The sequence below is a fragment of the Kitasatospora sp. NBC_01560 genome (assembly GCF_045208415.1).
GTDB lineage: Bacteria > Actinomycetota > Actinomycetes > Streptomycetales > Streptomycetaceae > Kitasatospora.
Genome location: NZ_CP109364.1, coordinates 8788831 through 8813977, shown reverse-complemented (window position 1 = coordinate 8813977; position 25147 = coordinate 8788831). Strand labels below are relative to the sequence as shown.

20 protein-coding genes and 1 pseudogene are annotated in these 25147 nt (G+C 74.6%); 11 read left to right on the top strand and 10 right to left on the bottom strand.

The genetic code is table 11. The features are described 5' to 3' along the window. Nucleotides 1-145 precede the first annotated feature (145 nt). The 3 genes from OH807_RS37605 to OH807_RS37595 all read left to right on the top strand — a co-directional run bounded on the left by OH807_RS37605 (nt 146) and on the right by OH807_RS37595 (nt 3184). A complete protein-coding gene (locus OH807_RS37605) occupies nt 146-1720 on the top strand; it encodes an MFS transporter (RefSeq protein WP_406208787.1) in 1575 nt (524 codons plus the stop codon). A gap of 109 nt (nt 1721-1829) precedes the next feature. Continuing rightward, a complete protein-coding gene (locus OH807_RS37600) occupies nt 1830-2702 on the top strand; it encodes a universal stress protein (RefSeq protein ID WP_406208784.1) in 873 nt (290 codons plus the stop codon). A 200-nt stretch (nt 2703-2902) separates the two neighbouring features. Then, nucleotides 2903-3184, top strand: a complete 282-nt coding sequence (locus OH807_RS37595) for a hypothetical protein (protein ID WP_406208782.1) — start codon at nt 2903-2905, stop codon at nt 3182-3184. 87 nt (nt 3185-3271) lie between these two features. Here OH807_RS37595 and efeU read toward each other — a convergent pair whose 3' ends face one another. The 4 genes from efeU to OH807_RS37575 all read right to left on the bottom strand — a co-directional run bounded on the left by efeU (nt 3272) and on the right by OH807_RS37575 (nt 8109). Next, entirely contained in the window at nt 3272-4123 is an 852-nt protein-coding gene (gene efeU, locus OH807_RS37590; RefSeq protein ID WP_406208779.1) for an iron uptake transporter permease EfeU, read from the bottom strand. 50 nt (nt 4124-4173) lie between these two features. Beyond that, nucleotides 4174-5517, bottom strand: a complete 1344-nt coding sequence (efeB, locus tag OH807_RS37585; RefSeq protein ID WP_406208776.1) for an iron uptake transporter deferrochelatase/peroxidase subunit — start codon at nt 5515-5517, stop codon at nt 4174-4176. 123 nt (nt 5518-5640) lie between these two features. Next, the gene (gene efeO, locus OH807_RS37580) at nt 5641-6786 is read right to left on the bottom strand and encodes an iron uptake system protein EfeO (RefSeq protein ID WP_406208773.1); all 1146 of its coding nucleotides are present in this window, start codon (nt 6784-6786) and stop codon (nt 5641-5643) included. A 414-nt stretch (nt 6787-7200) separates the two neighbouring features. Further along, complete coding sequence (locus tag OH807_RS37575) at nt 7201-8109, bottom strand: ABC transporter ATP-binding protein (RefSeq protein ID WP_406208770.1); 909 nt, start codon at nt 8107-8109, stop codon at nt 7201-7203. A 307-nt stretch (nt 8110-8416) separates the two neighbouring features. On the opposite strand from OH807_RS37575, the gene OH807_RS37570 reads away from it, so the two are divergent. Then, the gene (locus OH807_RS37570) at nt 8417-10663 is read left to right on the top strand and encodes an amino acid adenylation domain-containing protein (protein ID WP_406208767.1); all 2247 of its coding nucleotides are present in this window, start codon (nt 8417-8419) and stop codon (nt 10661-10663) included. A gap of 150 nt (nt 10664-10813) precedes the next feature. On the opposite strand, the gene OH807_RS37565 is transcribed toward OH807_RS37570, so the two are convergent. Continuing rightward, nucleotides 10814-12226 carry a hypothetical protein gene (locus OH807_RS37565; RefSeq protein ID WP_406208764.1) on the bottom strand — a complete coding sequence of 471 codons (1413 nt, stop codon included), beginning with the start codon at nt 12224-12226 and terminating at the stop codon, nt 10814-10816. A gap of 190 nt (nt 12227-12416) precedes the next feature. Here OH807_RS37565 and OH807_RS37560 point away from each other — a divergent pair, with 190 nt between their 5' ends. The 5 genes from OH807_RS37560 to hemC all read left to right on the top strand — a co-directional run bounded on the left by OH807_RS37560 (nt 12417) and on the right by hemC (nt 19979). Beyond that, nucleotides 12417-14009: a M4 family metallopeptidase gene (locus OH807_RS37560; RefSeq protein ID WP_406208762.1), complete on the top strand. Its 1593-nt coding sequence runs from the start codon at nt 12417-12419 to the stop codon at nt 14007-14009. Nucleotides 14010-14310: 301 nt separating this feature from the next. Then, the gene (locus OH807_RS37555; RefSeq protein ID WP_406208759.1) at nt 14311-14952 is read left to right on the top strand and encodes a TetR/AcrR family transcriptional regulator; all 642 of its coding nucleotides are present in this window, start codon (nt 14311-14313) and stop codon (nt 14950-14952) included. A 288-nt stretch (nt 14953-15240) separates the two neighbouring features. Then, complete coding sequence (locus tag OH807_RS37550; RefSeq protein WP_406208756.1) at nt 15241-16605, top strand: FAD-dependent oxidoreductase; 1365 nt, start codon at nt 15241-15243, stop codon at nt 16603-16605. A 552-nt stretch (nt 16606-17157) separates the two neighbouring features. Beyond that, nucleotides 17158-18888: an alpha/beta fold hydrolase gene (locus OH807_RS37545; protein ID WP_406208753.1), complete on the top strand. Its 1731-nt coding sequence runs from the start codon at nt 17158-17160 to the stop codon at nt 18886-18888. Nucleotides 18889-19043: 155 nt separating this feature from the next. Continuing rightward, the gene (gene hemC / locus OH807_RS37540) at nt 19044-19979 is read left to right on the top strand and encodes a hydroxymethylbilane synthase (protein ID WP_406208750.1); all 936 of its coding nucleotides are present in this window, start codon (nt 19044-19046) and stop codon (nt 19977-19979) included. 176 nt (nt 19980-20155) lie between these two features. Here hemC and OH807_RS37535 read toward each other — a convergent pair whose 3' ends face one another. Then, nucleotides 20156-20995 carry a hypothetical protein gene (locus OH807_RS37535; protein WP_406208747.1) on the bottom strand — a complete coding sequence of 280 codons (840 nt, stop codon included), beginning with the start codon at nt 20993-20995 and terminating at the stop codon, nt 20156-20158. Continuing rightward, nucleotides 20988-21500 carry a SigE family RNA polymerase sigma factor gene (locus tag OH807_RS37530; RefSeq protein WP_406208744.1) on the bottom strand — a complete coding sequence of 171 codons (513 nt, stop codon included), beginning with the start codon at nt 21498-21500 and terminating at the stop codon, nt 20988-20990. Before OH807_RS37530 ends, OH807_RS37535 begins: the two co-directional genes overlap by 8 nt. Nucleotides 21501-21753: 253 nt before the next feature. On the opposite strand from OH807_RS37530, the gene OH807_RS37525 reads away from it, so the two are divergent. Next, nucleotides 21754-22587, top strand: coding sequence for a hypothetical protein (locus OH807_RS37525; protein ID WP_406208741.1), 834 nt, complete (start codon nt 21754-21756; stop codon nt 22585-22587). Nucleotides 22588-22920: 333 nt separating this feature from the next. Here OH807_RS37525 and OH807_RS37520 read toward each other — a convergent pair whose 3' ends face one another. The 3 genes and pseudogenes from OH807_RS37520 to OH807_RS37510 form a co-directional block, all read right to left on the bottom strand. Next, nucleotides 22921-23529, bottom strand: coding sequence for a class I SAM-dependent methyltransferase (locus OH807_RS37520; protein ID WP_406208739.1), 609 nt, complete (start codon nt 23527-23529; stop codon nt 22921-22923). Next, a pseudogene (locus tag OH807_RS37515) lies at nt 23526-23780 on the bottom strand (zinc-binding dehydrogenase); the annotation flags it as partial. The pseudogene OH807_RS37515 and the gene OH807_RS37520, both read right to left, overlap by 4 nt. Nucleotides 23781-23898: 118 nt before the next feature. After that, nucleotides 23899-24141 carry a hypothetical protein gene (locus tag OH807_RS37510; protein WP_406208736.1) on the bottom strand — a complete coding sequence of 81 codons (243 nt, stop codon included), beginning with the start codon at nt 24139-24141 and terminating at the stop codon, nt 23899-23901. 255 nt (nt 24142-24396) lie between these two features. Between OH807_RS37510 and OH807_RS37505 the strand changes: the two genes are divergently transcribed. Continuing rightward, entirely contained in the window at nt 24397-25110 is a 714-nt protein-coding gene (locus OH807_RS37505; protein WP_406208733.1) for a hypothetical protein, read from the top strand. Nucleotides 25111-25147: the final 37 nt, after the last annotated feature.

Sequence of the window (25147 nt, the reverse complement as noted above, 5' to 3'; positions counted from 1 at the left end):
GGGACGGAACAGATCCTCGCTTTGGTGGCCAAAGATGGAAGTCGTTGCGGGGGCCGGGCCAGGGTGGTGGCACCGGAAGGGGGCAGCGGGACGGCCGCCCCGGCCGGCCGAGGCTCCGCACACCACACCACCCCGGGGGAATCCCATGACCGAACGGTCCACCGCACCCGCCACGGAGCACAGGTCCGGGGCCGCCACCCGGGCGTCTGCCCGACCCACCACCCGGGCGTCTGCCCGACCCACCACCCGACCTGCCACCCGACTCGGCGAACCGGGCCCCGACCTGGCCGCCGCCCCGTACCGGCACCGGTGGGTCGCCCTGGTGGCCCTGCTCACCGCCGAGGCCATGAACCTCCTCGACGCGACCATCGTGCAGGTCGCCGGCCCCGTCGTCCACGCCGACCTGGGCGGCCCGGCCGCCGCGATCCCCTGGTACAGCGCCGCCTACACCCTCGCGTTCGCCCTGGGCCTGCTCACCGCCGCCCGCCTCGGCGACATCGCCGGCCGCCGACGGGTCTTCCGGATCGGCGTCGCCGCGTTCGCCCTCACCTCGCTGGCCTGCGCGCTCGCCCCCACCGGTGGCGCCCTCATCGGCCTGCGCGCCGCCCAGGGCGCCGCCGCCGCACTGATCGTCCCGCAGACGTTCGGGCTGATCCGGGCCATGTTCGACGGCGACGAACTGCCCCGGGCGCTGGGCACGATCGGCCCGGTGATGGGGCTGTCCGCCGTGCTCGGGCCCGTGCTGGGCGGCGTACTCACCCACGCCGACCTGTTCGGCAGTTCCTGGCGCGCGGTGTTCCTGGTCAACCTGGTGCCGGCGGCCGCCGTCCTGGCCATCGCGCCGCGCCTGCGTGAGGACCGCGCCCCCGTACGCCCCCGCCTCGACCCGGCCGGCACCGTCCTGGCGATGGCCGGGACCGCGCTGCTGGTCTGCCCGCTCACCGCCGGCACCGGCGCGCCGAGCGGCACCGCGTGGGCGGCGGCCGGGCTCGGCGCGCTCGTCCTGGCCGGGTTCGTCGCCCACCAGCGCCGCGCGGCGGCCGCCGGACGCTCCCCGCTGGTCGAGCCCTCGCTGCTGCGCGGCCGTGCCTTCCCCGCCGCCCTGGCCACCTCCACCCTGTTCTTCGCGGTCATGAACGGCGTCATGATCACCGTGGTGCTGCACCTGGAGCTGGGCCTGCACACCGGCCCGCTCACCGCCGGCCTCACCCTGCTGCCCTGGTCGGCCGGCCTGGCCGTGGCCTCCTGGGCCGCCGGGTCGCGCCTCGTCCCCCGGTACGGCAGCCGCGTCCTGCACGCCGGTGTCGCCACCCTGGCCGTCGGCCTCGCCGCCGCCGCGCTCGCCTACCGGGCCGCGCCCGCCGGCCACTACCCGCCAGGTCTGCCGTTCGCCCTCGCCCTGGCCGGCCTCGGCGTGGGCCTGTTCACCCCGCCGTTCTTCACCGCCGCGCTGCGCGGCGTCCGCCCGCAGGAGACCGGCTCGGCGGCGGGGCTCCTCAACGCCGTCCAGCAGCTCGGCGGCACGCTCGGCGTCGCCGTCGTCGGCGGCGTCTACCTGACCGGTGCCGGCTCCGGGCAGGCCGCCGCTCCCGCCGCGCAGCACGCGCTGGCGGCGGCCGGGGCACTGCTCGCCGTGACGGTCCCGGCCGCCTGGGCGATGACGGCGGGAGGCCGGGCCGGCCGCCGGGCCCCGGCGGGCCGCGTGGGCGACGCGCGCTGACCCCCGGTGGCGCGGCCTCCACCGGGACGCTGAGCCCGGCGCAGGCCCCGGCCCTACGCTGGAGGTGACGAACCGACCGGGCCGGACGGCCCTGCCGGGAGGAGGATCCATGGCTTCCAGCAACCGGCGCCGCCCGGTCGTCCTGGGGATCGACGCCTCGGCCCCCCGCTCCGCCGCCGTCCTCTGGGCCGCGGCGGAGGCCGGGCTGCGTGGGGTGCCGCTGCGGATGGTGCACGCCGTCCTCCCCATGGAGGTGAACCTCCGGGGGTTCGAGGAGTCCGACCACCACCGGCGCCTGCGGCAGCGGGGCGAGGAGGCACTCGACGAGGCCTCGGCGCTGGCCCGCGACCACCACCCCGGTCTGGAGCTGAGCACCCACCTGGTGGGCGAGCACCCGGCCCCGGCGCTGTGCCGGGAGTCGGAGGAGGCTCAGCTCGTCGTGGTCGGCTCGCGCGCGCTGAAGCGGTGGGACGAGATGCTGAGCACCTACTCGGTGGTCGTGCCGGTGTCCGCCCGGAGCCACTGCCCGGTCGCCGTGGTGCGGGCGGAGGGGCCGCCGGCCCCCGAGGGCGGACGCGAGGTCGTCGCCGGCAGCGACGGCAGCCCGGACGCCGTCCCGGCCGTGGCGTTCGCCCTGGACCTGGCGGCCCGGCACGGGGCGTCCCTGCGGGTCGTGCAGGTCTGGCGGCCGCCGTGGCTGATCCCCGTCGACGAGCAGTCCGTCCTGGTGGAGCTCGGGCGGTCCCTCCGGGAGAGCACCGCCGGGTTGTCCGCGGACTTCCCCGACGTGCCGCTCACCCACGAGGTGCTGCGCGGCCACCCGGTCGAGGCGCTCTCGGCCGCCGCCGGGCAGGCGCTGGCGGTGGTGGTCGGCCGGCACGGGGAGGGCGGGTTCACCGGTCTGCACCTCGGGTCGGTCGCCCACGGCATGATCCATCATGCGCCTTCGCCGGTGATCACCGTCCCGCTGCCCGCCCGCTGACCCGGGCCGGGCCGGGGCGGTCGGGCTCGGCGGGCGGGCTCGGCGGGCGGGCTCGGCGGGCGGGCTCGGCGGGCGGGCTCGGCGGGCGGGCTCGGCGGGCGGGCGGAGTGCCGGGCGGAACGGCCGGGCTGTCGGCGCTGCGTGCGAGGATGGCCGGGTCGGCCGGGTCGGCCGCACGGGGGAAGGACAGGGGTGGGGCGATGGAGCGGAGCAGGATCACGGGTGAGGGCCCGGACGGCCACCAGCACGTCGTGCGGATCGTCATGCGGAACAACGACTACGAGCAGGTGGTCTGCGACTCCTGCGGCTACCGCAAGTGGTCGGCGATCGGTGCCCGCGGCAAGGCCGAGCGGCACCTGTCGGAGTCGCACGAGGCGCAGTACCTGCGGCAGGAGCACTCACCGGCCCGGTGGGTGATGACCGGCGTCGGCCTGATCGGCTTCGTCGTCTTCCTCTTCAGCCCGTACGGCTTCTTCCACTGACACAGCGGCACCGCCCCGCCCGGCGGTGGCCGGACGGGGCGGTGCGAGGTGCTGCTGTGCGGTGCTGTGCCGTGCGCCTGCGGGGGCTCAGGCGGCCGTTCCGGCGGCGTCCGCCTTCGGCACGACCGGCTTGGCCGGTCGGCCGCCGAAGAGGCCGAGGAAGATCGCCAGGGTCGGCAGCAGGTACGCGAGCCAGACGACGAGCTGGAGCACCGTCGGGTCCGGCTGGAAGTTGAACACGCCCTTGAGCAGGGTGCCGTACCAGCTGTCCTTCGGGATGGTGCTGCTGATGTCGAAGGCCACGTCGTGCAGGCCGCCGAGCCAGCCGGCCTCCTGGAGGTCGTGCACGCCGTAAGCCAGCACGCCGGCGGCGACGACGACGAGCATGGCGCCGGTCCAGGTGAAGAACTTGGCGAGGTTGATCTTCAGCGCGCCGCGGTAGAAGAGCCAGCCGAGCACCACCGAGGTGAGCAGGCCCAGCGCCGCGCCGATGATCGGGTTGTAGCCGTCATTGGTGGCCTGCACCGCCGACCAGATGAACAGCGCCGTCTCCAGGCCCTCCCGGCCGACGGCCAGGAAGGCGGTGATCACCAGCGCGAACGTCCCCATCGCGAGGGCGGCGTCCAGCTTCCCGTGCAGTTCGGCCTTCAGGTGGCGGGCGGTGCGCCGCATCCAGAACACCATCCAGGTGACCAGACCGACGGAGATGACCGACAGCGAGCCGCCGAGCGCCTCCTGCGCCTCGAAGGTCAGCTGGGTCGAGCCGTACTGCAGCACGGCGCCGAAGGCCATGCTCAGGACGACCGCCGCCGCGACGCCCGCCCAGACCGGCGGGAGCTTGTCCTTGCGGTCGGTCTTGACCAGATAGGCGATCAGGATGCAGACGACGAGGCTGGCTTCGAGTCCTTCGCGCAGGCCGATCAGGTAGTTGCCGAACACGCTGGCTCCTGTGGGGTGAAGAGGTGGTACGTGCGGGTGGTGGCGGAGGGTCAGCCGAACAGGGCCTGGCCCCACCACTCGCCGGGCTTGCGGACGCCCGCCGGGCAGGCGAAGTGGGCGGAGCCGACGTGCTGGATGTACTCGTTGAGCTTGTCGCTGGACGCGAGGCGCTGCTGCAGCGGGACGAACGCCTTGCGGCTGTCGCGCTGGTAGGCGAGGAAGAAGAGACCGGCGTCGAGACGGCCCAGGCCGTCGGTGCCGTCGGTGAAGGAGAAGCCGCGGCGCAGGATCATCAGGCCGTTGTTGGTGTCCGGGTGGGCCAGCCGCACGTGCGAGTCCTCGGGCATCGCCTTGAGGTCCGGCGCGTCGTGCTCCTTCGGCTTGCCGTACGGGGCGCCCTCGCCCTTCGTGCGGCCGAAGACGTCCTCCTGCTCCTTGAGCGAGGTGCGGTCCCAGGTCTCGATGTGCATCCGGATCCGGCGGGCCACCAGGTAGGAGCCGCCGGTCATCCACTCCGGGCCCTCGCCCGGGCCGACCCAGACGTGGTCCGCGAGCTTCGCGGTGTCGGTGCCGGCGATGTTGTGGGTGCCGTCCTTGAAGCCCATCATGTTGCGCGGCGTCTGGGCGTCCGGGGTGGTGGAGGACGTCTTGCCGAAGCCCAGCTGCGACCAGCGGATGTTGACCGTGCCCATGCCGATCCGGGCCAGGTTGCGGATCGCGTGCACCGCGACCTGCGGGTCGTCGGCACAGGCCTGGATGCAGAGGTCGCCGCCGCTGCGCTGCGGGTCGAGCTTGTCGCCCTTGAAGTTCGGCAGGTCGATCAGGGCCTCGGGGCGCTTGGCCTTGAGGCCGAAGCGGTCCACGCCGTCCTTCTCGAACAGCGACGGGCCGAAGCCGATGGTGAGGGTGAGCCGGCAGGCCGGCAGGCCGAGGGCCTCGCCCGTGTCGTCCGGGGGCGCCTCGGGCAGGCCGCTCGCGGCGCCGCTGCCGACCTCGCGGCCGCCGGTCATCGCGGCGGCGGCCTTGGTCCACTCCTTGAGCATCTTCACCAGCGACTCGCGGGTGGCGGTCGCCGAGACGTCGAAGGAGGCGAAGTGCAGCCGGTCCTGGACGGGGGTGGAGATGCCGGACTGGTTCTCGCCGAAGAAGGGGATGTCCGCGGCGGCGGGGGCCTGGGCCGGGGCCGGGTCGTCCTGCCGGGTGGCGGCGGCGACCGAGCCGACGCCCGCGGCGCCGAGGGCGACCCCGGCTCCGGCCCAGCCGATGACGGCGCGCCGGCTCAGCGGGCTGCGGCCGGAGCCGTCCTGCCCGGCGTCGGTGACGGTGGCGGGGGCAGCGGTGCCGGCGTCGGTGCCGGCCGGGGTCCCGGTCTGCTGCTCGTTCTCGGCGTCCATCGGCGGGCGGCCCTTCTCTGTACTGAACTCACGGATGCCGTGGCGGCCGCTCGGGCCGCCACGGCGGTGTGGTGGTGGGTGGTGCGCTGTGCCCGGCCGCCCGGGGAGGGCGGCCGGCCGGGACTACTTGACGACCACCGCGGCGGCCAGCTTCGACAGCGGCTCGCCGAGCGAGTTCACCGCGTCCGAGAAGGTCTTGCGCTCGGCCTCGGTGACCTTGTCGTAGGAGGTGTAGGTGCCGTCGGTCTGCTTGTACTTGGCGAGCAGGGTCTGGATGGACGCGAACTCGCCGTCCAGCGTGGTGGCGAGGGCGGCGTCCTTCTCCGCGGCGACCGGCTTCAGCAGCTCGTAGGCCTTCTGCGCCCCCTCGACGTTGGCGACGAAGTCGGCGAGGTCCGTGTGGCTGTAACGGTCCTCCTCGCCGGTGATCTTGTTGGTGGCGACCTCGTCCAGCAGTTCCTTGGCACCGTTGGCCATGCTGGTCGCGGTGATCTCCGCCTCGGGGATCTTCTTCTGCCAGTCCTTCAGGTCGGCCACCAGCTGGTCGGCGAGCTTCTTCTCGTCGTCACCGATCTTGGCGTCGGCCCAGAGCGACTTCTCCAGCTTGTGCCAGCCCGTCCACTCCTGGCCGGCCTCCAGCTTGTCCTCGCGGGTGTCGGTCTTCGGGTCGACGTCACCGAAGCTCTCGGCGACCGGCTCGGTGCGCTCCCAGCCGGCGCGCGACGGCGCGTACAGCGACTTGGCCTTCTCCAGGTCACCCGACTTGATCGCGGCGACGAAGGCCTCGACGGCCGGGATGGTGGCGTCGGCCTGCTCCTGGGCGTACTTGCGGTAGGAGTCGACGGCGGCGGCCAGACGCGGGTCGGTCGCGGCGGCGGAGCCGGAGGCGTCACCGGTGACGGTGATCTTCTGGCGGATGCCGTCGCCGACCATGCCCGGCTTGCAGGCGACCTCGTAGGAGCCGGCCTTGATCTCGGCGTTGATGCTGGCCTTGGTGCCGGGGCCGATGTTCTCGCGCTCAGTGATGATCTTGTCACCGTCGCCGTAGACGTAGACCTCGGTGGTCTTCGAGCCCTTGTTGGTGATGTCGATCACGACGTGACCGGCCGGGAAGCTGGTCTTGGAGACCTCGCACGCGGTGTCGGTCGCGTTCACCTTCACGGCGTCGGCGGAGGCCTTGTCGTCCTTCTTCTGCGAGCAGCCGGCCAGCGCGGCGGTCGCCACAGCGAGGGTGAGCAGCATGGCTGCGGTGGAACGACGGGCGGACATGAAGGCTCCAGCGGGCAGGCAGGGCGAACGAGGGCAGGGCTGAGCACAGGTGTGAGAACCGGACTCGTCCGGCATCCCCACCCACTTAGCTAAGGCATACCTTAGGGATATCTGATTTCGCCGTCTACACCGCCCCCCGCTTGCGATCCGCGCAGGTGGGGGGCGGCCTTGGCCTCCCGGTGTCGTCAGCCCACCGACCATTTCCGGCCACAGCCCCCGCCGAACGGCGGGGTGGGCCGCCGCACGCCGGCCGACCGCCCGCCACCTGCGGCCGGCCCCGATGTCAAGCCCGGGTCTCACCGTACGGACACGGCTGCGGAACGGAGGGGGCGGGGCGGCGGCGGGGCGGTGAGGCGGCCGGGTCCGGGCCTGACACTCCCCGGGCGGGGGGTGGCTCCCGTCCGACGGGGGGTGTCAGTCCCGCGGTGCCCGACGGGCGGCGGCGCGGGCGGTCCAGCGGCCCTCGTGACGGCTGATCCGGATCGGGTGCCCGAAGCAGGCGCTGATCAGCTCCGTGGTCATCACCTCGTCCACCGGGCCGGCGGCCACGCACTCGCCGTCGCGCAGCAGCAGCGCGTGGGTGGTGCTCTCCGGCAGCTCCTCCAGGTGGTGCGTCACCAGCACACTGGCCAGCTCCGGATGCTGATGGCGCAGCAGATCCAGGCTGTCCAGCAGCAGCTCACGGGCGGTGAGGTCGAGCCCGGTGGCCGGCTCGTCGAGCAGCAGCAACCGGGGGCTGGGCATGAGCGCCCGGGCGATCAGGGCGCGGCCTCGCTCACCCTGCGAGAGCGTCGTCCAGGGGGACTCCGCCATCGCGGCCATGCCCAGCGTCTCGATCAGCTGCCCGGCCCGGTCCAGCTCCTCGGGGGTGGGCTTGCGGTTCAGGTCCGGCTCGATGGTGTTGCCGGCGCCGGTGAGCACCACCTCGCGCACGGTCAGCGGCGAGCGCAGCGGGTGCCGCGGGTTGACGTGGCCGAGGTGGCCGCGCAGCTCGCGGATGTCGACCCGGCCGAGCCGGCGGCCCAGCACGTCCACCTCGCCGCGGGTGGGGTGGGAGACGGCGCCGAGCAGCCCGAGCAGGGTGGACTTGCCCGCCCCGTTGGCGCCGAGCAGCGCCCAGTGCTGCCCGGGCTCGATGGTGAGCGTGATGCCGCGCAGCAGGTGCCGGCCGTCGCGGACGACGTCGACGTCCCGGGTGCGCAGCAGCGGACCGCGGGCCAGGGGGTCGGCCGGGGCGGCGGCCGGCGGGTCCGCGGGGGCGGAGCCGGTGAACGGCAGATCGGCGGACGGCAGATCGGCGGGCAGCGGGTCGGACGTGCTCATGGCGGGGCGGTCCTCCGGGGGTCGGCGCCGGGCAGGGGTGCGGGTACGGCACCGCCCCGGGCGCGCCGGCGGCGACCGTCCGCGTGCAGAGTACAACCGTTGGCGGGGTGGCGGCCGGGCCGTCCGCGTCGTGGACGCCGACCGCGACCGGTCGGGTCGGGGTGGGTGGGGTCGGGGCGGGCTGCTCCGGGCGCGGGTGTCGCCAGACAGCGGGGGCGCAACCGCTTTGGTACCGCGCACGCCCTGTCGCCGGTCGGCGATCGGCGGCACGATCGGGGAGAACCGCGGGACGAAGGGGGCTGGACGCATGGGGTGGGACGGGGAGCAGGTGGCAGGAGACGCCGAGCCGGCGGTGCGGGGCGCGGAACCGCCGGTACGGGGCGCGGAGCCGGACAGCCTGGGTACCGGGCCGGCAGGGCGGGCCGGCACGCTGCACGGGAGGTTCGAGGACCACGCGTGGCGCTCGCCCGAGGCCGTCGCCGTCCGCTGCGGCGCCCGGGAGCTGACGTACGGTGAGCTGGACGCGCGGGCCGACCGGCTGGCCCACCACCTGGTCGCGCAGGGGCTGCGGCCCGGTGACCGCGCGGCCGTCGCCCTCGGCCGGGGCACCGAGGTGTTCGTCGCGCTGCTCGCGGTGCTGAAGGCGGGCGCCGCGTACGTCCCGCTGGAGCCGGGCGCCCCCGACGCGCTGCTGCGGCACGTCCTGGCGGACGCCGCCCCGGCCCTGGTGGTGACCGAGGAGGCCCACCGGGTGCGGCTGACGGATGCCGGCGGGCGGCCGGTGGTCTGCCCGGACTCGGCGGCCGGAGCGATCGCGGCGCTGCCCGCCGGTGCCCCGGCGGTGGTCACCGGCCCGGCGGACCTCGCCTGCGTCTTCTTCACCTCCGGCTCCACCGGCCTGCCCCGGGGGGCGCTGATCGAGCACCGCAATCTGCTGGCCGCCCACCGGGGCTGGTCCGAGGTGTACCGCCTCTCGCCCGCCGACCGGATCCTGCAGACGGCGAGCCTGGAGTTCGACGTCTTCACCGCCGACTGGGTGCGCGCGCTGTGCAGCGGCGCCACCCTGGTCGTCGCGCCGCGCAACCTCACCCTGGACCGCACCGCCGACATCGCCGATCTGCCCGCCCTGGTGGCCGCCGAGCGGATCACCGTCCTGGAGCTGAACGTCCGCACCGCACGCCGGCTCCACGACCACCTGGCCGCCTCCGGCACCGGACTGCCGGGCGTACGACTGCTCACGGTCGGGGCGGAGAAGTGGTACCTGGACGAACAGCTCGGCCTGCAGCGGCTGCTGAACCGGGACACGGCCGCGCCGGGCGCGGACCTCGGGAAGGGCGGCGGCACCCGGGTCCTGAACGTCTACGGCCTCGCCGAGGCGTCCGTGGACTCCACCTGCTTCGACGCCGCCGGCTCGGCGGGCGGCGAGCTGAGCGAGCGGGTGTCCCTGGTCGGCACGCCGTTCCCCGGTGCCCGGGTGCACGTACTCGGGCCGGACGGCGCCCCGGTGCCGGCCGGGAAGGTCGGCGAGATCGCCGTCGCCGGGCCCGGCCTGGGCCGCGGCTACCTGAACCGGCCGGAGGAGACGGCGCGGCGGTTCGTCCCCGCGCCCTTCGACCCGGACGGCCGGGTGCTGCTCACCGGGGACCTCGGCCGGGTCCGGGCCGACGGCGTCCTGGAGTTCACCGCCCGGGCCGAGGCGGTGGTCGGGCCCGTCGACTCCGTCCGGACCCCCGACGTGGTGCGGCGGGTCGCCCGCGCCGCGCACGCGGAGGGCGTGCTGCGCAGCCACCCGGCCGTCCGGGAGGCCGCCGTCGCGGAGGTCGAGCCTGAGCCGGGGCGCCCGACGCTGGTCGGCTACGCGGTGACGACGCCCGGCGCCGAGGGGGCGGACGCCTGGACGCTCTCCGCCCGACTGACGGAGGAACTGCCGACCGGTCAGGCGCCCGCCGCCGTGGTGCCGCTGCCGGCCCTCCCCCGCACCCGGGCCGGCAAGCTGGACCGCTCCGCCCTGCCGCTGCCGGCCCCGCGCGACTACTTCTCCGCCGGTGCGGCGGGCGGGAAGGGCGGCCGGGCCGGGCGCAAGGGCGGCGGCAAGGCGGGTGCGGGCCGCCCTGGCGCGGCGCCGGCGACCGGCCTCGGCTGCGGGTGGCTGCTCCTGGCCCTGCCGTTCGCCGTCCTCGCCTGGCTGCTGACCGACACCTTCTGGCCGGGCTCCACCGACCTCTCGGCCGTGCCCGACCGCTACGCCTTCTGGTTCCACGTCCTGTACGTCTTCGAGTGGCTCTCGTTCGGCCTGGGCGTGGCCTTCCTCCTGGCGGGCCCGGCCGTGATCGCCCGGCACGGCCGGCCGATCGGGCTCTCCGTCGCCGCGACCGTGTCCGTGTTCTGGCTGCTGGCCGCCTGGTGGCCGCAGGACAACCTGTACCGGACCGCGTCGGCGACGGACTGGCCGCGGCAGGTGGCGCTGGTCTACGTGTTCAACGTCGCGCTGATGGTCGCCGCCGCGGTCCTGGTCCGCTTCCTGGTCTGGCGCCCGTCGGCCGGACGGAAGTGACGGCCCGCCGCGCGGCGGCGGGGTGGGGTGACGGGCGGGGTGACGGGCGGGCGGCCTCGGCGCAAGGTCGCGGCGGGGCGGCGGTGGTGCCCGGCGGTGCTGCCCGGCGCTGACGGGCCGTAGTGGCGGGGCAGCGGTGGCGGGGCGGCGTCAGCGCAGGGCCTCGAACATCCGGCCCAGCCCCTCGTTGGCCGCCCCGACCAGCGCTTCGGCGGCGTCCAGGGCCTGCACCGCCTCCGCGGCCCGGGCCGGATCCGGGGCCTCGCCGCCCGTTCGGGCCCGAAGGCGCTCCGGCGGCGCGTCCCGCTCGCCGGCGCCGTACACGGCGAGGGCCAGGCCGACGGCCGGCTCCGGTTCGTAGCCGGCCGTCACCACCAGCGGCAGCAGCATCACGCCCAGCCGGGCGCAGCGCGGCCGGAGCCGCTCCAGGTGGTCGTACAGCGCCTCCTGCGGGAGCCGGGCACCGAGCGGCATCCCGTCCAGGGTGCGGACGAGGTGGCCCGGGCCGCGGACGTGGTCGAGCCGGGCCTTCAGCACAAAGGCGACGGCCGGCCCGGTGAGCCGCAGATTGGTTTCGGTGGGCGCGAGCCTCCGCTCCCGGTCGGTGACGAAGTCGACGTCGTACCAGCCGCGGTGGCCCTCCGCGGCGAGGCGCTCGCCGACGGCGAGCCCGAACCGCGCGGCGGCCGCCGCCGCGCCGGGCGGCACCACTCCGGGACCGACCGTCACGCCCTGGTACCGGGTGCCGTCCACCGCCATCTCGCCGACGCCGACCGGGTGCACGCGCCCGTCCTCGCCGATCACCGCGTCGAAGGTGAGGTCGCGCAGCCGGCCGCCCCGGCCGCCGTCGACGTACTCCTCCAGCAACAGCGGCTCACCCGCCGGCAGCAGTTCGTCGCGCACCAGCCGGCGCAGCAGGGCCCGGGCGCCGCCGGCCGCGAGCAGCTGGTGCGGCGTCACCACGACGGTGCCGTGGCCGCCGACGCCGTACGGGCTCTTCACCACCGTGGTCAGGCCCCGGCCGGCCCGGGCGGCGAGCCGGCGGGCGGCGCTGCGCGCCGAGCCGGGCCGTTCCTGGTGCGGGACGACGACTCCCGGGTGCTGCGGGGCCAGTTCGGCGAACAGCCCGTGCGCGGCCTCCTTGGACTCGTAGCGGCGGACCGCCGCCAGCGCCGCCCCCTCGCCCCGGTCGGGCGTCCGGCCCCAGGCCACCACCGGCGCGGATCCGTCCGCGATCCGCGCGGTAAGGGCCGGACGGGCGGCCAGCGCCTGGGCGAGGGTCTCCGCCGGCGCGATCCCGCTGTGGAGCTCGACCGGCCCCCAGTCCAACTCCCGGGTGAGCCAGTCGATCCAGGCCCGGTCGACCTCGGCCGGCAGCACCAGCAGGGCCGGCTCGGGGCTGTAGCAGGTGGCCATGCCGGCGTAGTGGTGCGCCTGCCGCAGCCGCCGGGCCCGCTGCGCGGCGTCCGTTCCCGCGGCGAAGAACTGTTCGTTGAAGTCGGCCACGTTGCCCAGGTGCACGGCCCGCCGACCGCCCGTCCAGGCCCCCACCCATCCGTCCATCCCGCGAGCGTAGGGCCATCGGCGCTCTCCAGGAGCGGTGTTCACTCCCAGTCACCCTCGATCCGATCATTTTTGATCGGTACAGGACACAGATTGGTCAAGATCTGACTCAACATCTAGCCCCGCTTGGCCGCGGACCGTCAATCTCTGACCCAGCTCCTTCCCTGCAGCTACCCCGACTGGAGTCAGAGTGAGCCCCACCTCCTCTCACCGCCGCCACATCGCGGCCGGCGCCCTCGCGGCCACCGCCGCCCTCGTGGCCGCCACCTTCCAGGCCGGCACGGCATCCGCCGCCCCGGCCAACCGCGACACGGCCATCGCCCAGGCCAGGGCCAACGTCACCCACAACGCCGGTGTGTTCGGCTTCGGCGACGGCCAGGACCTCCAGGTCAAGGACGTCGTCATCGACGCCGACGGCACCCAGCACGTCCGCTTCGACCGCACGTACCTCGGACTCCCCGTCGTCGGCGGCGACCTGGTGGTGCACCAGGACGCCCGCGGCCGGCTCAAGGACTCCTCCCGCGCGGCGGCCCACGACGCCGCGGTGAAGTCCACCGTCCCGAAGGTGCCCGCGCAGGCCAGCGCCGGCCAGGCCCTCCAGGCCGCACCGGGCATCACCGGCGCCACCAGCTCGCCCGAGCTGGTCGTCTGGGCCGCCGACGGCACGCCCCGGCTCGCCTGGAAGACCACCGTCGCGGGCGTCGGCGACCACGGCCAGCCGGCCGGCAAGGTCGTCGTCACCGACGCCACCACCGGCGAGCAGATCGAGACCTACGACTCCGAGCACCAGGCCTCCGGCACCGGCCACTCCGAGTACACCGGTGACGTCACCATCGACACCACCGCGCAGTCCGGGGGCTACGCCCTGATCGACCCGGTCCGCAAGCACATCACCAAGGACGCCCACAACGTCGCCGCCGGCTCGCTCAACGCGAACTCGGGCACGCTCTTCACCGACACCGACAACGTCTGGGGCGACGGCAAGAAGTTCTCCACCGACCGGGCCACAGCCGCCGTCGACGCCCACGCCAACACCGCCTGGACGTACGACTACTACAAGAACGTCTTCGGTCGCAACGGCATCAAGAACGACGGCAAGGGCGCCACCGTCTTCGTCCACGTCGGCACCAAGTGGGACAACGCCCAGTGGTCCGACAGCTGCTTCTGCATGATGACCGGCGACGGCGACGGCACCACCGACCCCGAGCAGGTCGACCTCGACACCATGGGCCACGAGATGACCCACGGCGTCACCAGCGCCACCGCCAACCTCCGTTACAGCGGCGAGTCCGGCGGCCTCAACGAGGCCACCAGCGACATCTTCGGGACGATGGTGGAGTGGTACGCCAACAACAAGGTGGACACCCCCGACTACCTGTTCAGCGACCAGTCCACCCCGCCGTGGCTGCGCCGGATGGACAAGCCCTCGCTGGACGGCCGCTCGGCCGACTGCTGGACGAGCAAGGTCGGCCAGCTCGACGTGCACAACTCCTCGGGCGTCGGCAACCACTGGTTCTACCTGGCCAGTGAGGGCAGCGGCAGCAAGACCATCAACGGCTACACCTACAACAGCCCGACCTGCAACGGCTCCGCCGTCACCGGCATCGGCAACCAGAAGGTCGCCAAGATCTGGTACCGCGCGCTGACCGTCTACATGACGTCCACCACCAACTACAAGGGCGCGCGCACCGCGTCGCTGAGCGCGGCGAAGGACCTCTACGGCGCCACCAGCGCCGAGTACAAGGCCGTCGCGGCCGCCTGGAGCGCCGTCTCGGTCGGCTGACACCGTCCCTGATCGGTGCGTGATCCCGTGCGTGATCGGTGCGTGATCCCGTCCCTGATCAGTGCGTGATCCCGTGCGTGATCCGGGGCCTGATCCCCGGCACCGGTGGACGGTGTTGCGTGACGGGGACGGATCGCGGAGACCGGTGACGGCTGCCCCGTGACCGGCCCCCGCCTCCCGCCCGGTCGGTCCTGCCCACCAGCAGGACCGACCGGGCGGCTGCGCGTCCCCGGACGTTCGGGCGGCCACCGGGCCGTGGCAGAGTCGACAGGAATATACAGACCGGTCTACTGTTTTCGGCATGGGAGTCAAAGGCGAGGAGACCCGCGCCCGGCTGATCGCCGGGGCGCGCAGTCTGATCGAGGCGCAGGGCTACTTCGGCACCGGCCTCAACCAGATCGTGGCGGAGAGCGGAGCGCCGCGCGGCTCGCTCTACTTCCACTTCCCCGAGGGCAAGGACCAGTTGGTCGCCGCCGCGCTCCGACAGGCCGGCCAGGAGGTCGAGGAGCTCCTCAAGGCACAGGCCCGCCGGGAGGCGGACGCCGCCGCGATCGTCGGGCAGCTCACCGAGGTGTTCCTCGCGCGCCTGGAGGAGTCCGACTACACCAAGGGCTGCCCCGTCGCGACCGTCGGCCTGGAGACCGCCGGCAGCAACGAGGCCCTGCGCCAGGTCTGCACCGAGGTGTACGCGAGCTGGCAGGCCGTCCTCGCCGAACGCCTGGCAGCCGAGGGCTTCGGCCCGGCGGAGGCCGACATCGCGGCCACCCAGGTCCTCGCTCTGCTGGAGGGGGCCGTACTGCTCGCGCGCATCCGCCGCACCCGGCAGCCGCTGGAGGACGCCCGGCACGCCGTGCAGCACCTGCTCGCCCCGCAGCGCGCGGCCGCGGCGGGGAACGCGGCAGCAGGGCGGACGACGGCAGGACGCACGACGCCGCGACGCTGACCCGTACCGGCGCCGGCCGGAGGGCGGGGCGCAGCAGGCAGACGGGCGGGCAGGGAGCAGCGGGCTGGACGTGTGTTGATGCCCACCCGGCCCCGGGCCTGGAGGCCGGGCCCCGGTCGCAGCACGGTCGCGCCCGGGTGGGCCATAGGTTCGCTCTATGAGGTCATAGGGCGGCGGCCCCTACAGTGGCACAGGTGGAACGGGTTTGCTTCAGTCACCACTCCCGCTTCCCCACCCGCCGCACCGCCCGCCTGCTCGCCCGTCGACCGCCCGGAGGAACGCACCGCCATGTCCCGCCCGATCCGAATCGCGATCGTCGGAGCCGGCCCCGCCGGCATCTACGCCGCAGACGCCCTGCTGAAGTCCGATGCCGCACGCGAGCCCGGGGTGTCGATCGACCTGTTCGAGCGGCTGCCCGCCCCGTTCGGACTGATCCGCTACGGCGTGGCGCCCGACCACCCGCGGATCAAGGGCATCGTCACGGCGCTGCACCAAGTCCTGGAGAAGCCGCAGATCCGTCTGTTCGGCAACGTCGACTACCCCGGGGACCTCACCCTCGACGACCTCCACCGCTTCTACGACGCCACGGTCTTCGCCACCGGCGCGGACGCCGACCGCGCGCTCGACATACCCGGCATCGAGCTGGACGGCTCGTACGGCGCCGCCGACTTCGTCTCCTGGTTCGACGGACACCCCGACGTCCCGCGCACCTGGCCGCTGGAGGCCGAGAAGGTCGCCGTGCTGGGCGCGGGCAACGTCGCGCTCGACGTCGCCCGGATCCTGGCCAAGACCGCCGACGAGCTGCTGCCCACCGAGATCCCCCCGAACGTGCAGGACGGGCTGCGCCGGAACCGCGCCCTGGAGGTGCACGTCTTCGCCCGCCGCGGGCCGGCCCAGGCCAAGTTCAGCCCGATGGAACTGCGCGAACTCGACCACTCGCCCACCATCGAGGTGATCGTCGACCCCGAGGACATCGAGTACGACGACGGCTCGATCGCCGAACGGCGCGGCAGCAAGCACGTCGACATGGTCGCCGCCACCATCGAGAACTGGGCGATCCGCGACGTCGGCGACCGCCCGCACCGGATCCACCTGCACTTCTTCGAGTCCCCCGTCGAGCTGACCGGCACCGACGGGCGGGTGAGCGGCCTGCGGACCGAACGCACGGAGCTCGACGGCACCGGCAACGTCCGCGGCACCGGCCGCATCACCGACTGGGACGTGCAGGCCGTCTACCGGGCCGTCGGCTACTACTCCGACGAACTCCCGAAGCTGCCGTTCGACCCCGTCGCCGGCACCGTGCCCAACGAGGCCGGCCGCGTCCTGTCCGGCGACGGCTCGCACCAGGCGGCCACGTACGTCACGGGCTGGATCAAGCGCGGCCCCGTCGGCCTGATCGGCCACACCAAGGGCGACGCCAACGAGACGATCGCCTGCCTGCTCGCCGACCACGCCGAGGGCCGCCTCCCCGGCGCCACCGAACCGGACCCTGCGGCCGTCGAGACCCACCTGCGCGAGCGGGGCGTCCGCTACACCACGTGGGAGGGCTGGAAGCAGCTCGACGCCCAGGAGCGGGCGCTCGGCGCGGCGGAGGACCGGGAGCGCGTGAAGGTCGTGGAGCGCGAGGAGATGCTCCGGCACAGCGGCGCCTGACAACACGCCACCTGCCGCCGGCGGGGCCTTCCGATGCTCGGGCATCGGAAGGCCCCGGCAGTGGCGGGCCCCCGGCGGTGGCACGGGCCGTCGTTCCCGTCGCCGCTCTTCCCGTCGCCGTCGTTCTCACCCCGTCTCCTGTCCCCTCCTTCCCGGCCCGTCTCCCGTTCCCTCTTCCTGTGGGCTCGCAGGCGGGGGTATCTTCACCTGTGCAACGCCTGTATCTACGAGTGCACCCCGCTGATCCATTGGACGGCGGTTCCTTGCCGCGCAAAAAATATACCGACCGGTCTACAGAAACTTCTGGGGCGACGAAACTGGCCCGCCCTCGGAGGCGGCACCCGCCTCGCCGGCCGCCCGAAAAATATGCAGACCGGTCTACATATCTCCTGGCGCCCCGCTGCGGCACCCCCACGCGCACCCTCAGCTCTCAACCTCGCCCCTCAGCCACCCACCCCGCCCCGCCCCACTCCCCCACCTACCGGCCCGCCCCGCCCCACCCACGCCACGCACAAAAAATATGCAGACCGGTCTACAGAAAAGGACCCACCCATGAACGCCAAGCCCGCCACACCCACCCCTCCGACTCCCGCACCCCCGCGCACGTTCGTCCTCGGCGCCACCGGCTTCCTCGGCCGCTGGCTCGTCCTCGAACTCCTCGGGCGGGGCGAGCCCGTGGCCGCTTCCGTACGGGGTGGGCGCGACACCCCCCGGGACACCGAGCTCCGCGACTGGCTCCGCGCCCACGGCGCCGACGACACCGCCCTCACCACCGTCGCCGCCGACCTCACCCGCCCCGGTCTCGGCCTCTCCCCCGAGGACGACGCCCGGCTCGCACACGTCCAGGACGTGCACAACCTCGCCGCCCGCTACCGCTTCGGCCTCCCCCGCGCCGAGGCCCACGCCGCCAACGTCGACGGCGCGCTGCACACCCTGCACTGGGCCGCCGGCCTGACTGGGCTCCGGCGGCTGGTCCACCTCTCCGGCTACCGGGTCGGCCGGGACGCCGCCCCGCGCCACCCGCTCCCCGCCGCAGAGGCCGACGCGCTCTACGCCCGGCTCGGCGCGTACGAGGCGTCCAAGCAGCTGGGCGACGCCGCCGTCCGCGTCACGGCCGCCCGGCTGGGCGTGCCGCTGACCACGGTGAACCCGAGCAGCGTGATCGGGCACTCGGTCACCGGTGAGGCCGGGCAGTACATCGGCCCGGCCGAGCTGGTCCGGCAGCTCTGGGCCGGGCGGCTGCCGCTGCTGCCCGGGACGTCGCGCACCTTCCTCCCGGTGGTCGCCGTCGACCATCTGGCCCGGTTCCTCGCGGCCGTCCCCGAGCACGACGACGGCCCCGCCCGGGCGCACACCGTGCTCGACCCCGCCACACCGCCGCTGCCCGAGCTGATCGCCCTGCTCGCCGACCACCTGGGGGTGCCGGCACCCCGCCGGCTGGTCCCGGTCGGCCTCGTCCGCCGTCTGCCGCGCGCCCTGACCGGTGCCGACCCGGAGACGCTCAGTTTCCTCTCCGAGGACACCTACGACACCGCCTCGGCCGACCGGCTGGCCCGCGCCGCCGGGCTCCACCACCCGCCGGTCGCCGAACTGTTGCGCCGCTGGGCCACCCGCCTGGTCGCCGACGGGTTCGGCACGGAACCGCCCGGCCGGGCCCTCCCCGGCGAGTTCGCCGAAGCCGCCGGCTCCCGCAGCTACCTCGTCGGCGACACCACGGACGCCCGTTACGTCCTGTTGCACGGCCCCGGCGCCGACGCCGACGCCTGGCACGAGGTGACCGCACGACTCGACGCGCCCACCCTGGCCGCCGACCTGCCTGGCCTCGGCCGTTCCTCCCGCACCACCGCCCCCGACGAACAGTGGCTGGCCGCACTCCTGGGCCCCCTGCGCACACGCCCCGTCCTGATCGCCGCGGCCACGACCGCCGGCATCGCCCTGCGCTATGCAGCCACCCACCCGGACCGCCTGGCCGGAGTCGTCGTGATCGCACCCACCACCTCATCCGCCGACCACTCACCCATCGGCCGCTCACCCGCCGCGACTCCGGCCCACCGCCCGGGCGCGTCCCGCCGCGCCGCCCGCCGCCTCCGCCACTCCGTCCGGCCCGCCGAACGGGCGGCGCTCGCCGACCTGCTGCGCACCTGCCCGGTCCCCGTCCGGGTGCTCCCCGACCCCGCCGGCCCCTCCCCCACGAGCCGGGACGTCACCCGCCCCTACACCTACGCACCGGAACTCGCGGCCGCCATCGCCGAGTTCGCCCACTCCCTGTCCGCGTCCGACTGACCCGCCTCGGGCCACCCGTCCCGCCGGGGATCCGTACCGGCCGGACGGGGCCGGCTCGGATCACCCCCCGGTTTCCGACATGCTGTCTGCATCGGCACGAGCACCCCGGACCTACGATGGAAATGACCCACTGTCAGTCCTAGGAGTTGCTCCCCGTGGCTACGTTCCTGGTCGGCTCGCGCGCAAGCAACCTCGCCCGCGCCCAGGTCCGCGACTACCTCGCCCCCTTCCGCGAGCGGTTCCCGGAGCACACCTTCACGCAGCGGGTGATCCTGGAGGGCGGCGACCGCGACCGGCACTCCCTGCTCGCGGACGTGAGCGCGGTCAGTGGCGGGTCGGCGTTCAGCACCGAGCAGGAGGCGGCGCTGGTGCGCGGTGACGTCGACGTAGTCGTGCACTCCCTCAAGGACCTGCCGACGGCCAACCCGACGGGCCTGATGCTGCTGCGGCCGCCCGCCCGCGAGGACGTCCGGGACGCCCTGTGCGGGTCGACGCTCGCCGGGCTCCGCAAGGGCGCCCGGGTCGGGACGGGGGCCGCCCGGCGCACCGCCCAACTCCTCGCCGTCCGGCCCGACCTCGACATCGTGCCGATCCGCGGCAACGTCCCCACCCGGCTCCAGAAGCTCGCGGGGATGCGGCTGGACGCCGTGGTCCTCGCCGCCGCGGGGCTCCGCCGGCTCGGACTCGAATCGGCCATCGGCGAGCTGCTCCCCCTCGACCTGTTCCCACCGAGCCCCGGACAGGGCGCCCTGGGGATCCAGGTCCGCGAGGACAGCATGCCGATCCGAGCCGTGCTGTCGACCGCCGGCAGCGCAGCCGTCGACGCCGAGGTCCGCGCCGAACGGGCCCTGCTCGCCGATCTGCACGGCGGGTGCAGCGTGCCCGTGGGCGCCTACGCCGAGACTCTGGCGGACGGCTCACTGACCCTGTTCGCCCAGGTCACGTCGGTCGACGGAGGTCAGCGCGTCACAGGCCGCCGGTCCGGGCCGGCCACCGATCCCGAGCAGCTGGGCCGCACCCTGGCCGAGGACCTGATCGACCGGGGCGCACGCGTGATCCTCGACGGGATCCGGCCCCCTGCCGCGGTATAGCGCCGCATCAGGCAAACGAGGTGATCGGGATGAACGGGTGGTCGGGTGCTGTGAGCGGCTGCGCTCGCGGAGCGACGCGGCACTCAAGGCCGTCGAGGAGCTCGACGACCAACTCCGCCCCGTGCCCGCGCGACCGCGGGGACGGCCGCTCCACCGCCGAGTGCCCGAGGTGAGGGCTACCGCCGGGCGTTGTTGACCGTGGGCTGCGTCTTCTGGTTGTAGATCTCCTTGCCGTCGGCGTTGTAGGCGTGGATGTAGGGGGCCGGGGGGAAGGCCTTCGGGTCGGTGCTGGTGGTGATGGCCGCGGTGTGGACGAACGCGCCGCCCGCCATGACGGTCGGGTACTGCGTCGGGTCGTCGCCGTAGCTGACGGTGACCTTGGCGACGTCGGGTGTGTAGTGCCCGGCGCCCAGGGAGAGGCGCTGCCCGGCGGTGGCGGCCGGCGTGCTGAAGCTGTCGAAGAACTCGATCAGGTGGCCGGTGCCCCACAGGCGGTCGTTGATGAACGTCGCGGGGACGGACCTGCTGGTGCCCTTGCTGCCCTTCGACTCGCATTGCACGTACTGGTTGGCGGAGTTGACGGCGATGACCACGCCGTCGGTGTCCGCCGAGGCGACGGGGGTGCGGACCGCGATCACCGCGTGGTACTGCGACGCGTCGGAGCCCAGGCAGGAGGCCAGGATCCCGGCGACGGCCCCGGCGTCGATCGGGGTGGTACTCGTGCCGGCAACGGTGAAAGCGGCCGGGGGACGCGGGGAAGCCGGAACGGAAGCAGGCGCGGAGGAGACGTCCGTGGTGGCTGCTCCTTCCTGTGGTACCGGTGGGCGCAGCACGGACGGGAGAGCCAGGCACAGGGCTGCCGCGGTACAGGCCGCGGTCGCAACGAGGGCGTGCCGGCGGTGCCGGCGCCGGTCGGCGCGTCGGCGGATCTCCGCAGCAGGCAGCGTCGGCGCGGGCATCTGGGTGCCGAGCAGCCGCAGCCTGTCGCCGAGGGTGTCGTGGACGGGGTCAGACACAGAGCTTTCCTTCCTCGCTGGTCGGGGTCCAGTCGGCGAGCACGGCCGCGAGCGCGGCCCGGCCGCGGGCGAGGCGACTCTTGACGGCGCTGACGCCGGCGCCGGTCTCGACCGCGACCTGCTCGACAGAGAGGTCGCACATGTGGTGCAGGACCAGGGCGCTGCGCTGTGCCTCGGGCAGCTCACGTAGCGCAGTGACCAGCATCAGGTGCTCCTCGGTGGGCGGCTCGACGGTGGGCGGTTCCCGGCGGTGGTGGCGTCCGGCCAGGTGCAGGCCCCGGGACACACGTCGCCAGCGGGAGATGGCCAGCCGCCGGGCCGTGGTCCGGATCCACGCCTCCGGGGCGCTGTCCGGGTCGAAGGTGCGCCTCCGGTCCCACGCGCGGATGAACGCCTCCTGGACCACGTCCTGTGCTTCGGACCAGTCCCCGGTCAGCGCGTAGAGCTGCCCGGTCAGGCGGGAGAAGGACGCCGCGTAGAACGCGTCGAACTCCTGTGGCGTCATCAAGGGCCTCTCCTCCGGGGCTGTCCGTGGGCTCGCGGCACGGGCGGCTCGCGAGGAAGCACTCCTCGGCTGCGGCGGTGGAGCCGTGCGTCCTGGGTGGAGCCTCCCGCCCTTTACCCACGAGCACCGCCCCAGGGTTGCACCCACGGCCTATGACCTGGATCACGTGCGCGGGGTGCGACCCGCCGGGCGTCGGGAGCCCTACAGGGGCGCAGGCGTCAACCGGACGCCCAGCAGGAAAGGACACGGATTCATGCGTATCCGCCCGATCACGCTCGTCGCCGCCACCGCCATAGCCATCGCGACCGCGGGGGGAATGGCCACGGCCGCAACCAGCACCTCCACGCCCACCCCCACGGCCCACGGTGAGGCCTCCGCCGCGCCCACCGCTGAGCCCACCGCCGCGCCCTCCGCCGCGCCGACCGCTGCGCCCACCGCATCGGCCCCCGACGCCGGCTCGGCCGGCGCCTCGGCGGTCCCCAGCAGCGGCCCGTCCGTCACCCGTTCGACTGCCACCCCGGCCGCTTTCACCGTTGCCGGCACGAGTACCACCCCGATCGACGCCGGGGCCGTCGCCGGGATCCTGGCCTCCTGCCTGGGCTCCGACGCGTCGCAGTACCACGCGGTGATCGCGGTCCGCACCCCCGTCGCCTCGGCGGACACCGACGGCGTGGTCATCGCCGTCAACTCCGCCAACCAGTACGTGCAATGCGAGTCGAAGGGCAGCAAGGGCACCAGCAGGTCCGTCCCCGCGACGTTCATCAACGACCGCCTGTGGGGCACCGGCCACCTGATCGAGTTCTTCGACAGCTTCAGCACGCCGGCCGCCACCGCCGGGCAGCGCCTCTCCCTGGGCGCCGGGCACTACACACCCGACGTCGCCAAGGTCACCGTCAGCTACGGCGACGACCCGACGCAGTACCCGACCGTCATGGCGGGCGGCGCGTTCGTCCACACCGCGGCCATCACCACCAGCACCGACCCGAAGGCCTTCCCCCCGGCCCCCTACATCCACGCCTACAACGCCGACGGCAAGGAGATCTACAACCAGAAGACGCAGCCCAACGTCAAGAACACCCGTCCGTAGCCCCCGCCTCGGGCACTGGTCAGCTGTTCACGTGGCTGTTGTCGTTCCGATCTTGAGGGGTACTGATCGAACGGGAGTCTCGATCGGGTGACCGCGGCGGCAGCCGTGCACGAAGGCAGAGCCTCTTGGCAGCTCGAACGGTGTCGAAGCCGACGAGCTTGCCAGGAGGCCCTGTTGACGCAGTCCCACGCCACCGCTCAAGGGACGGGAGTTCGCGTGGTCGCGGACCCCGAATCGACTTCTCCGAGCGGTCCCCGGCCGGGAAGGTCGTCGTCGAGCAGCAGCCGGAGGACGGCCGCTGACGCCGGAGGGGGCGGGAGAGCCGGGCGCGGGCTACCGGGGGGACGACTCGAAAGCGAGGATCGTCCAGCTCACCCCCGGGCGGTCGTGCAGGTCGGCCCGCGGGGTGCGGACCAGCAGGCGCAGCCCGCGCTCGTGGGCCTGGCCGACCGTCTCGTCGGCCGGGACGGTGAACATCCGGCGGCCGGGCGGGACGGGGCCGTAGCGCAGCGAGAGCACCACCCGGCCACCCGGGGCGAGCAGCCGGGCGAGCGCGTCCATCGCAGACGGCCGTTCGTCGGCGGTCAGGTGCATCCAGACGGCGGAGAGCAGGATCAGGTCGAAGCGTTCGCCCGCCGTGCCGAGGCCGGCGAGCCCGGGCAGTGCGTCGTCCACCCAGCGGATGCCGCGGCCGGCGTGCAGCCGTTCGCCGGCGAGGCGCAGCTCGGCCGTCGGCTCGGCGGCGACGAGCCGGTGGCCGCGTGCGGCCAGGGCGGCCGCGTCCCGGCCGGTGCCGGCGCCGACGTCGAGGATGTCGGCGGGCTGCTCGGGGAAGAGGTGCAGCACCTCGCGGTGGACCTGTTCGAACGTCACCGCCTCGTACTGCGCGACGCGCTCCGTCGCCGTCTCCCCGTACCCCGCATTGCTCATGAGTTCGCTCACGGTTCGTCCCCCTCGTCCGCCGGGCGTGCACGGCGGGGGCCCGGCCGTGCCCGGTGGCACGCCGGCGGCCGGGCCGGATCGCCCGGCACGGTCAGGACCGCTCCCCCGCCACGGTCAGCACGATCTTGCCCCGGTTGCCGCGCGTTTTCCACCTGCCGGTGCGCGGCGGCGGCGTCCTCCAGGGCGAACACCGACTCCACCGGGGTGGTGGACACCTCGGCGGCCACCCGGTCGGCGATCTCCCGCAGGTCCGGGCGCCCTCGCGAGGATCGCCGGCTACCGCGCCCGTAGCCGCCCCTGAGGCCGGCCCCCGGCGCCGCCCCTGAACCCGCGTCGGGCCGGGGAGCGCGCCGGGCTCCCGGCGCGCCGTCACGCCTCGCCGGGGTGCCAGGCCGGCCACTCCCACGGGCGGTCGGTCCAGTGCACCTGGACGGGGTCGCGCGGGTCGAGGTCGGGGAAGAGCTGGTGGATCCTGGGCTCGAACTCCTCCGGGGCCAGTGGCTCCCAGCCGTGGCCCGCGAAGTGGACCAGACGGTACCGGCTGTCGGTGCGGAACTCGGCGACGTCGACCAGGGGCTTCGCGGCGCTGTCCGTCGTGTGGTGGGTGTCCATTCCCCCAGCATGTGCCGTACCCCGGGTGGGCGCACCCGGGGTACGGCAGGCAGCGTACGGGCGACCGGCCGGGCGACGGTGCGTCGGACGACTGCGCGACGGTGCGTCGGACGGGTGGGCGACGGAGCGTCGGAAGGCCGGGCGGCCCGGTGCGGAGAACCCCTCGTCCGAGTCATGTCCCGGCGTCGGCGCACTCGTTGAGCAGGGCGAGCAGCTCGCCGGTGGTCGGCGACGGCCGGCAGGAGGACACCGGACATGGGCACGCAGCCGACGGACGGGCAGTGGCAGTGGCCGAAGCAGGCGTGGCAGCCGCCCCCGGTGCCCGCACCACCCGTACCCGCACCGCCGGCTCCGGCCGCCGCGCCGCCGCCACCGCCGCCCGGGCCGGCGCCGGCGGGCCGGCCCTGCTGGGTGTGGCCGGCGTCGGCGGCCGGGATCGTGGCGGCGCTGGCCGCCGTACTGGTGACGTGCGGGCCCGGGTCGGGCGAGCAGTCCTCCGGCGTGGTGGCGTTCCCGTCGGCCTCGGCCTCCCCGACCGGGCCGCCGTCCGGCGCGGCGCCGGGCTCGCCGTCCGGATCGCCCGCCGACCTGCTGCCGGTACCGCCGGTGCCCGATCTGCTGCCCGCCCCGGCCACCACTCCGCCCGGCCCACCGGCCCCCTCCCCGGAGGCCGCACCGGCCCCGGGCGGGCCGGTGGGTACCGAGGAGGGGCCGGCGGACGGCCGCTCCGGCACGCCCCGGCCGCGGCCGGGGCGCCCACCGCGCGCGCCCTCACCGCACCCGGTGGGCGGGGCGGCGGGCGGTACGGCGGCAGCCGGCCCGCCGTCGGCGCAGGCACCGGCTCCGGGCGGCGCGCCGAGCCTGCCGACGGTGGCCGGGGCGGGCTCGCTCTGCGAGCAGGCCGAGCGTCTCGGCCGCTGGCCGGCCGGCTCGGAGCAGGCGCGGATCTGCCACAGCATCTACGGCTGAGGCCCACCGCCCGGCCGCCCAGCACCGGGCGGCCGGC

Bases quoted from the DNA above. Each gene is read 5' to 3' on its own strand.
- OH807_RS37605 (WP_406208787.1), top strand. From the start codon at position 146: ATGACCGAACGGTCCACCGCACCCGCCACGGAGCACAGGTCCGGGGCC.
- OH807_RS37600 (WP_406208784.1), top strand. From the start codon at position 1,830: ATGGCTTCCAGCAACCGGCGCCGCCCGGTCGTCCTGGGGATCGACGCC.
- OH807_RS37595 (WP_406208782.1), top strand. From the start codon at position 2,903: ATGGAGCGGAGCAGGATCACGGGTGAGGGCCCGGACGGCCACCAGCAC.
- efeB (WP_406208776.1), bottom strand. From the start codon at position 5,517: ATGGACGCCGAGAACGAGCAGCAGACCGGGACCCCGGCCGGCACCGAC.
- efeO (WP_406208773.1), bottom strand. From the start codon at position 6,786: ATGTCCGCCCGTCGTTCCACCGCAGCCATGCTGCTCACCCTCGCTGTG.
- OH807_RS37575 (WP_406208770.1), bottom strand. From the start codon at position 8,109: ATGAGCACGTCCGACCCGCTGCCCGCCGATCTGCCGTCCGCCGATCTG.
- OH807_RS37570 (WP_406208767.1), top strand. From the start codon at position 8,417: ATGGGGTGGGACGGGGAGCAGGTGGCAGGAGACGCCGAGCCGGCGGTG.
- OH807_RS37565 (WP_406208764.1), bottom strand. From the start codon at position 12,226: ATGGACGGATGGGTGGGGGCCTGGACGGGCGGTCGGCGGGCCGTGCAC.
- OH807_RS37555 (WP_406208759.1), top strand. From the start codon at position 14,311: ATGGGAGTCAAAGGCGAGGAGACCCGCGCCCGGCTGATCGCCGGGGCG.
- OH807_RS37550 (WP_406208756.1), top strand. From the start codon at position 15,241: ATGTCCCGCCCGATCCGAATCGCGATCGTCGGAGCCGGCCCCGCCGGC.
- OH807_RS37545 (WP_406208753.1), top strand. From the start codon at position 17,158: ATGAACGCCAAGCCCGCCACACCCACCCCTCCGACTCCCGCACCCCCG.
- OH807_RS37530 (WP_406208744.1), bottom strand. From the start codon at position 21,500: ATGACGCCACAGGAGTTCGACGCGTTCTACGCGGCGTCCTTCTCCCGC.
- OH807_RS37525 (WP_406208741.1), top strand. From the start codon at position 21,754: ATGCGTATCCGCCCGATCACGCTCGTCGCCGCCACCGCCATAGCCATC.
- OH807_RS37510 (WP_406208736.1), bottom strand. From the start codon at position 24,141: ATGGACACCCACCACACGACGGACAGCGCCGCGAAGCCCCTGGTCGAC.
- OH807_RS37505 (WP_406208733.1), top strand. From the start codon at position 24,397: ATGGGCACGCAGCCGACGGACGGGCAGTGGCAGTGGCCGAAGCAGGCG.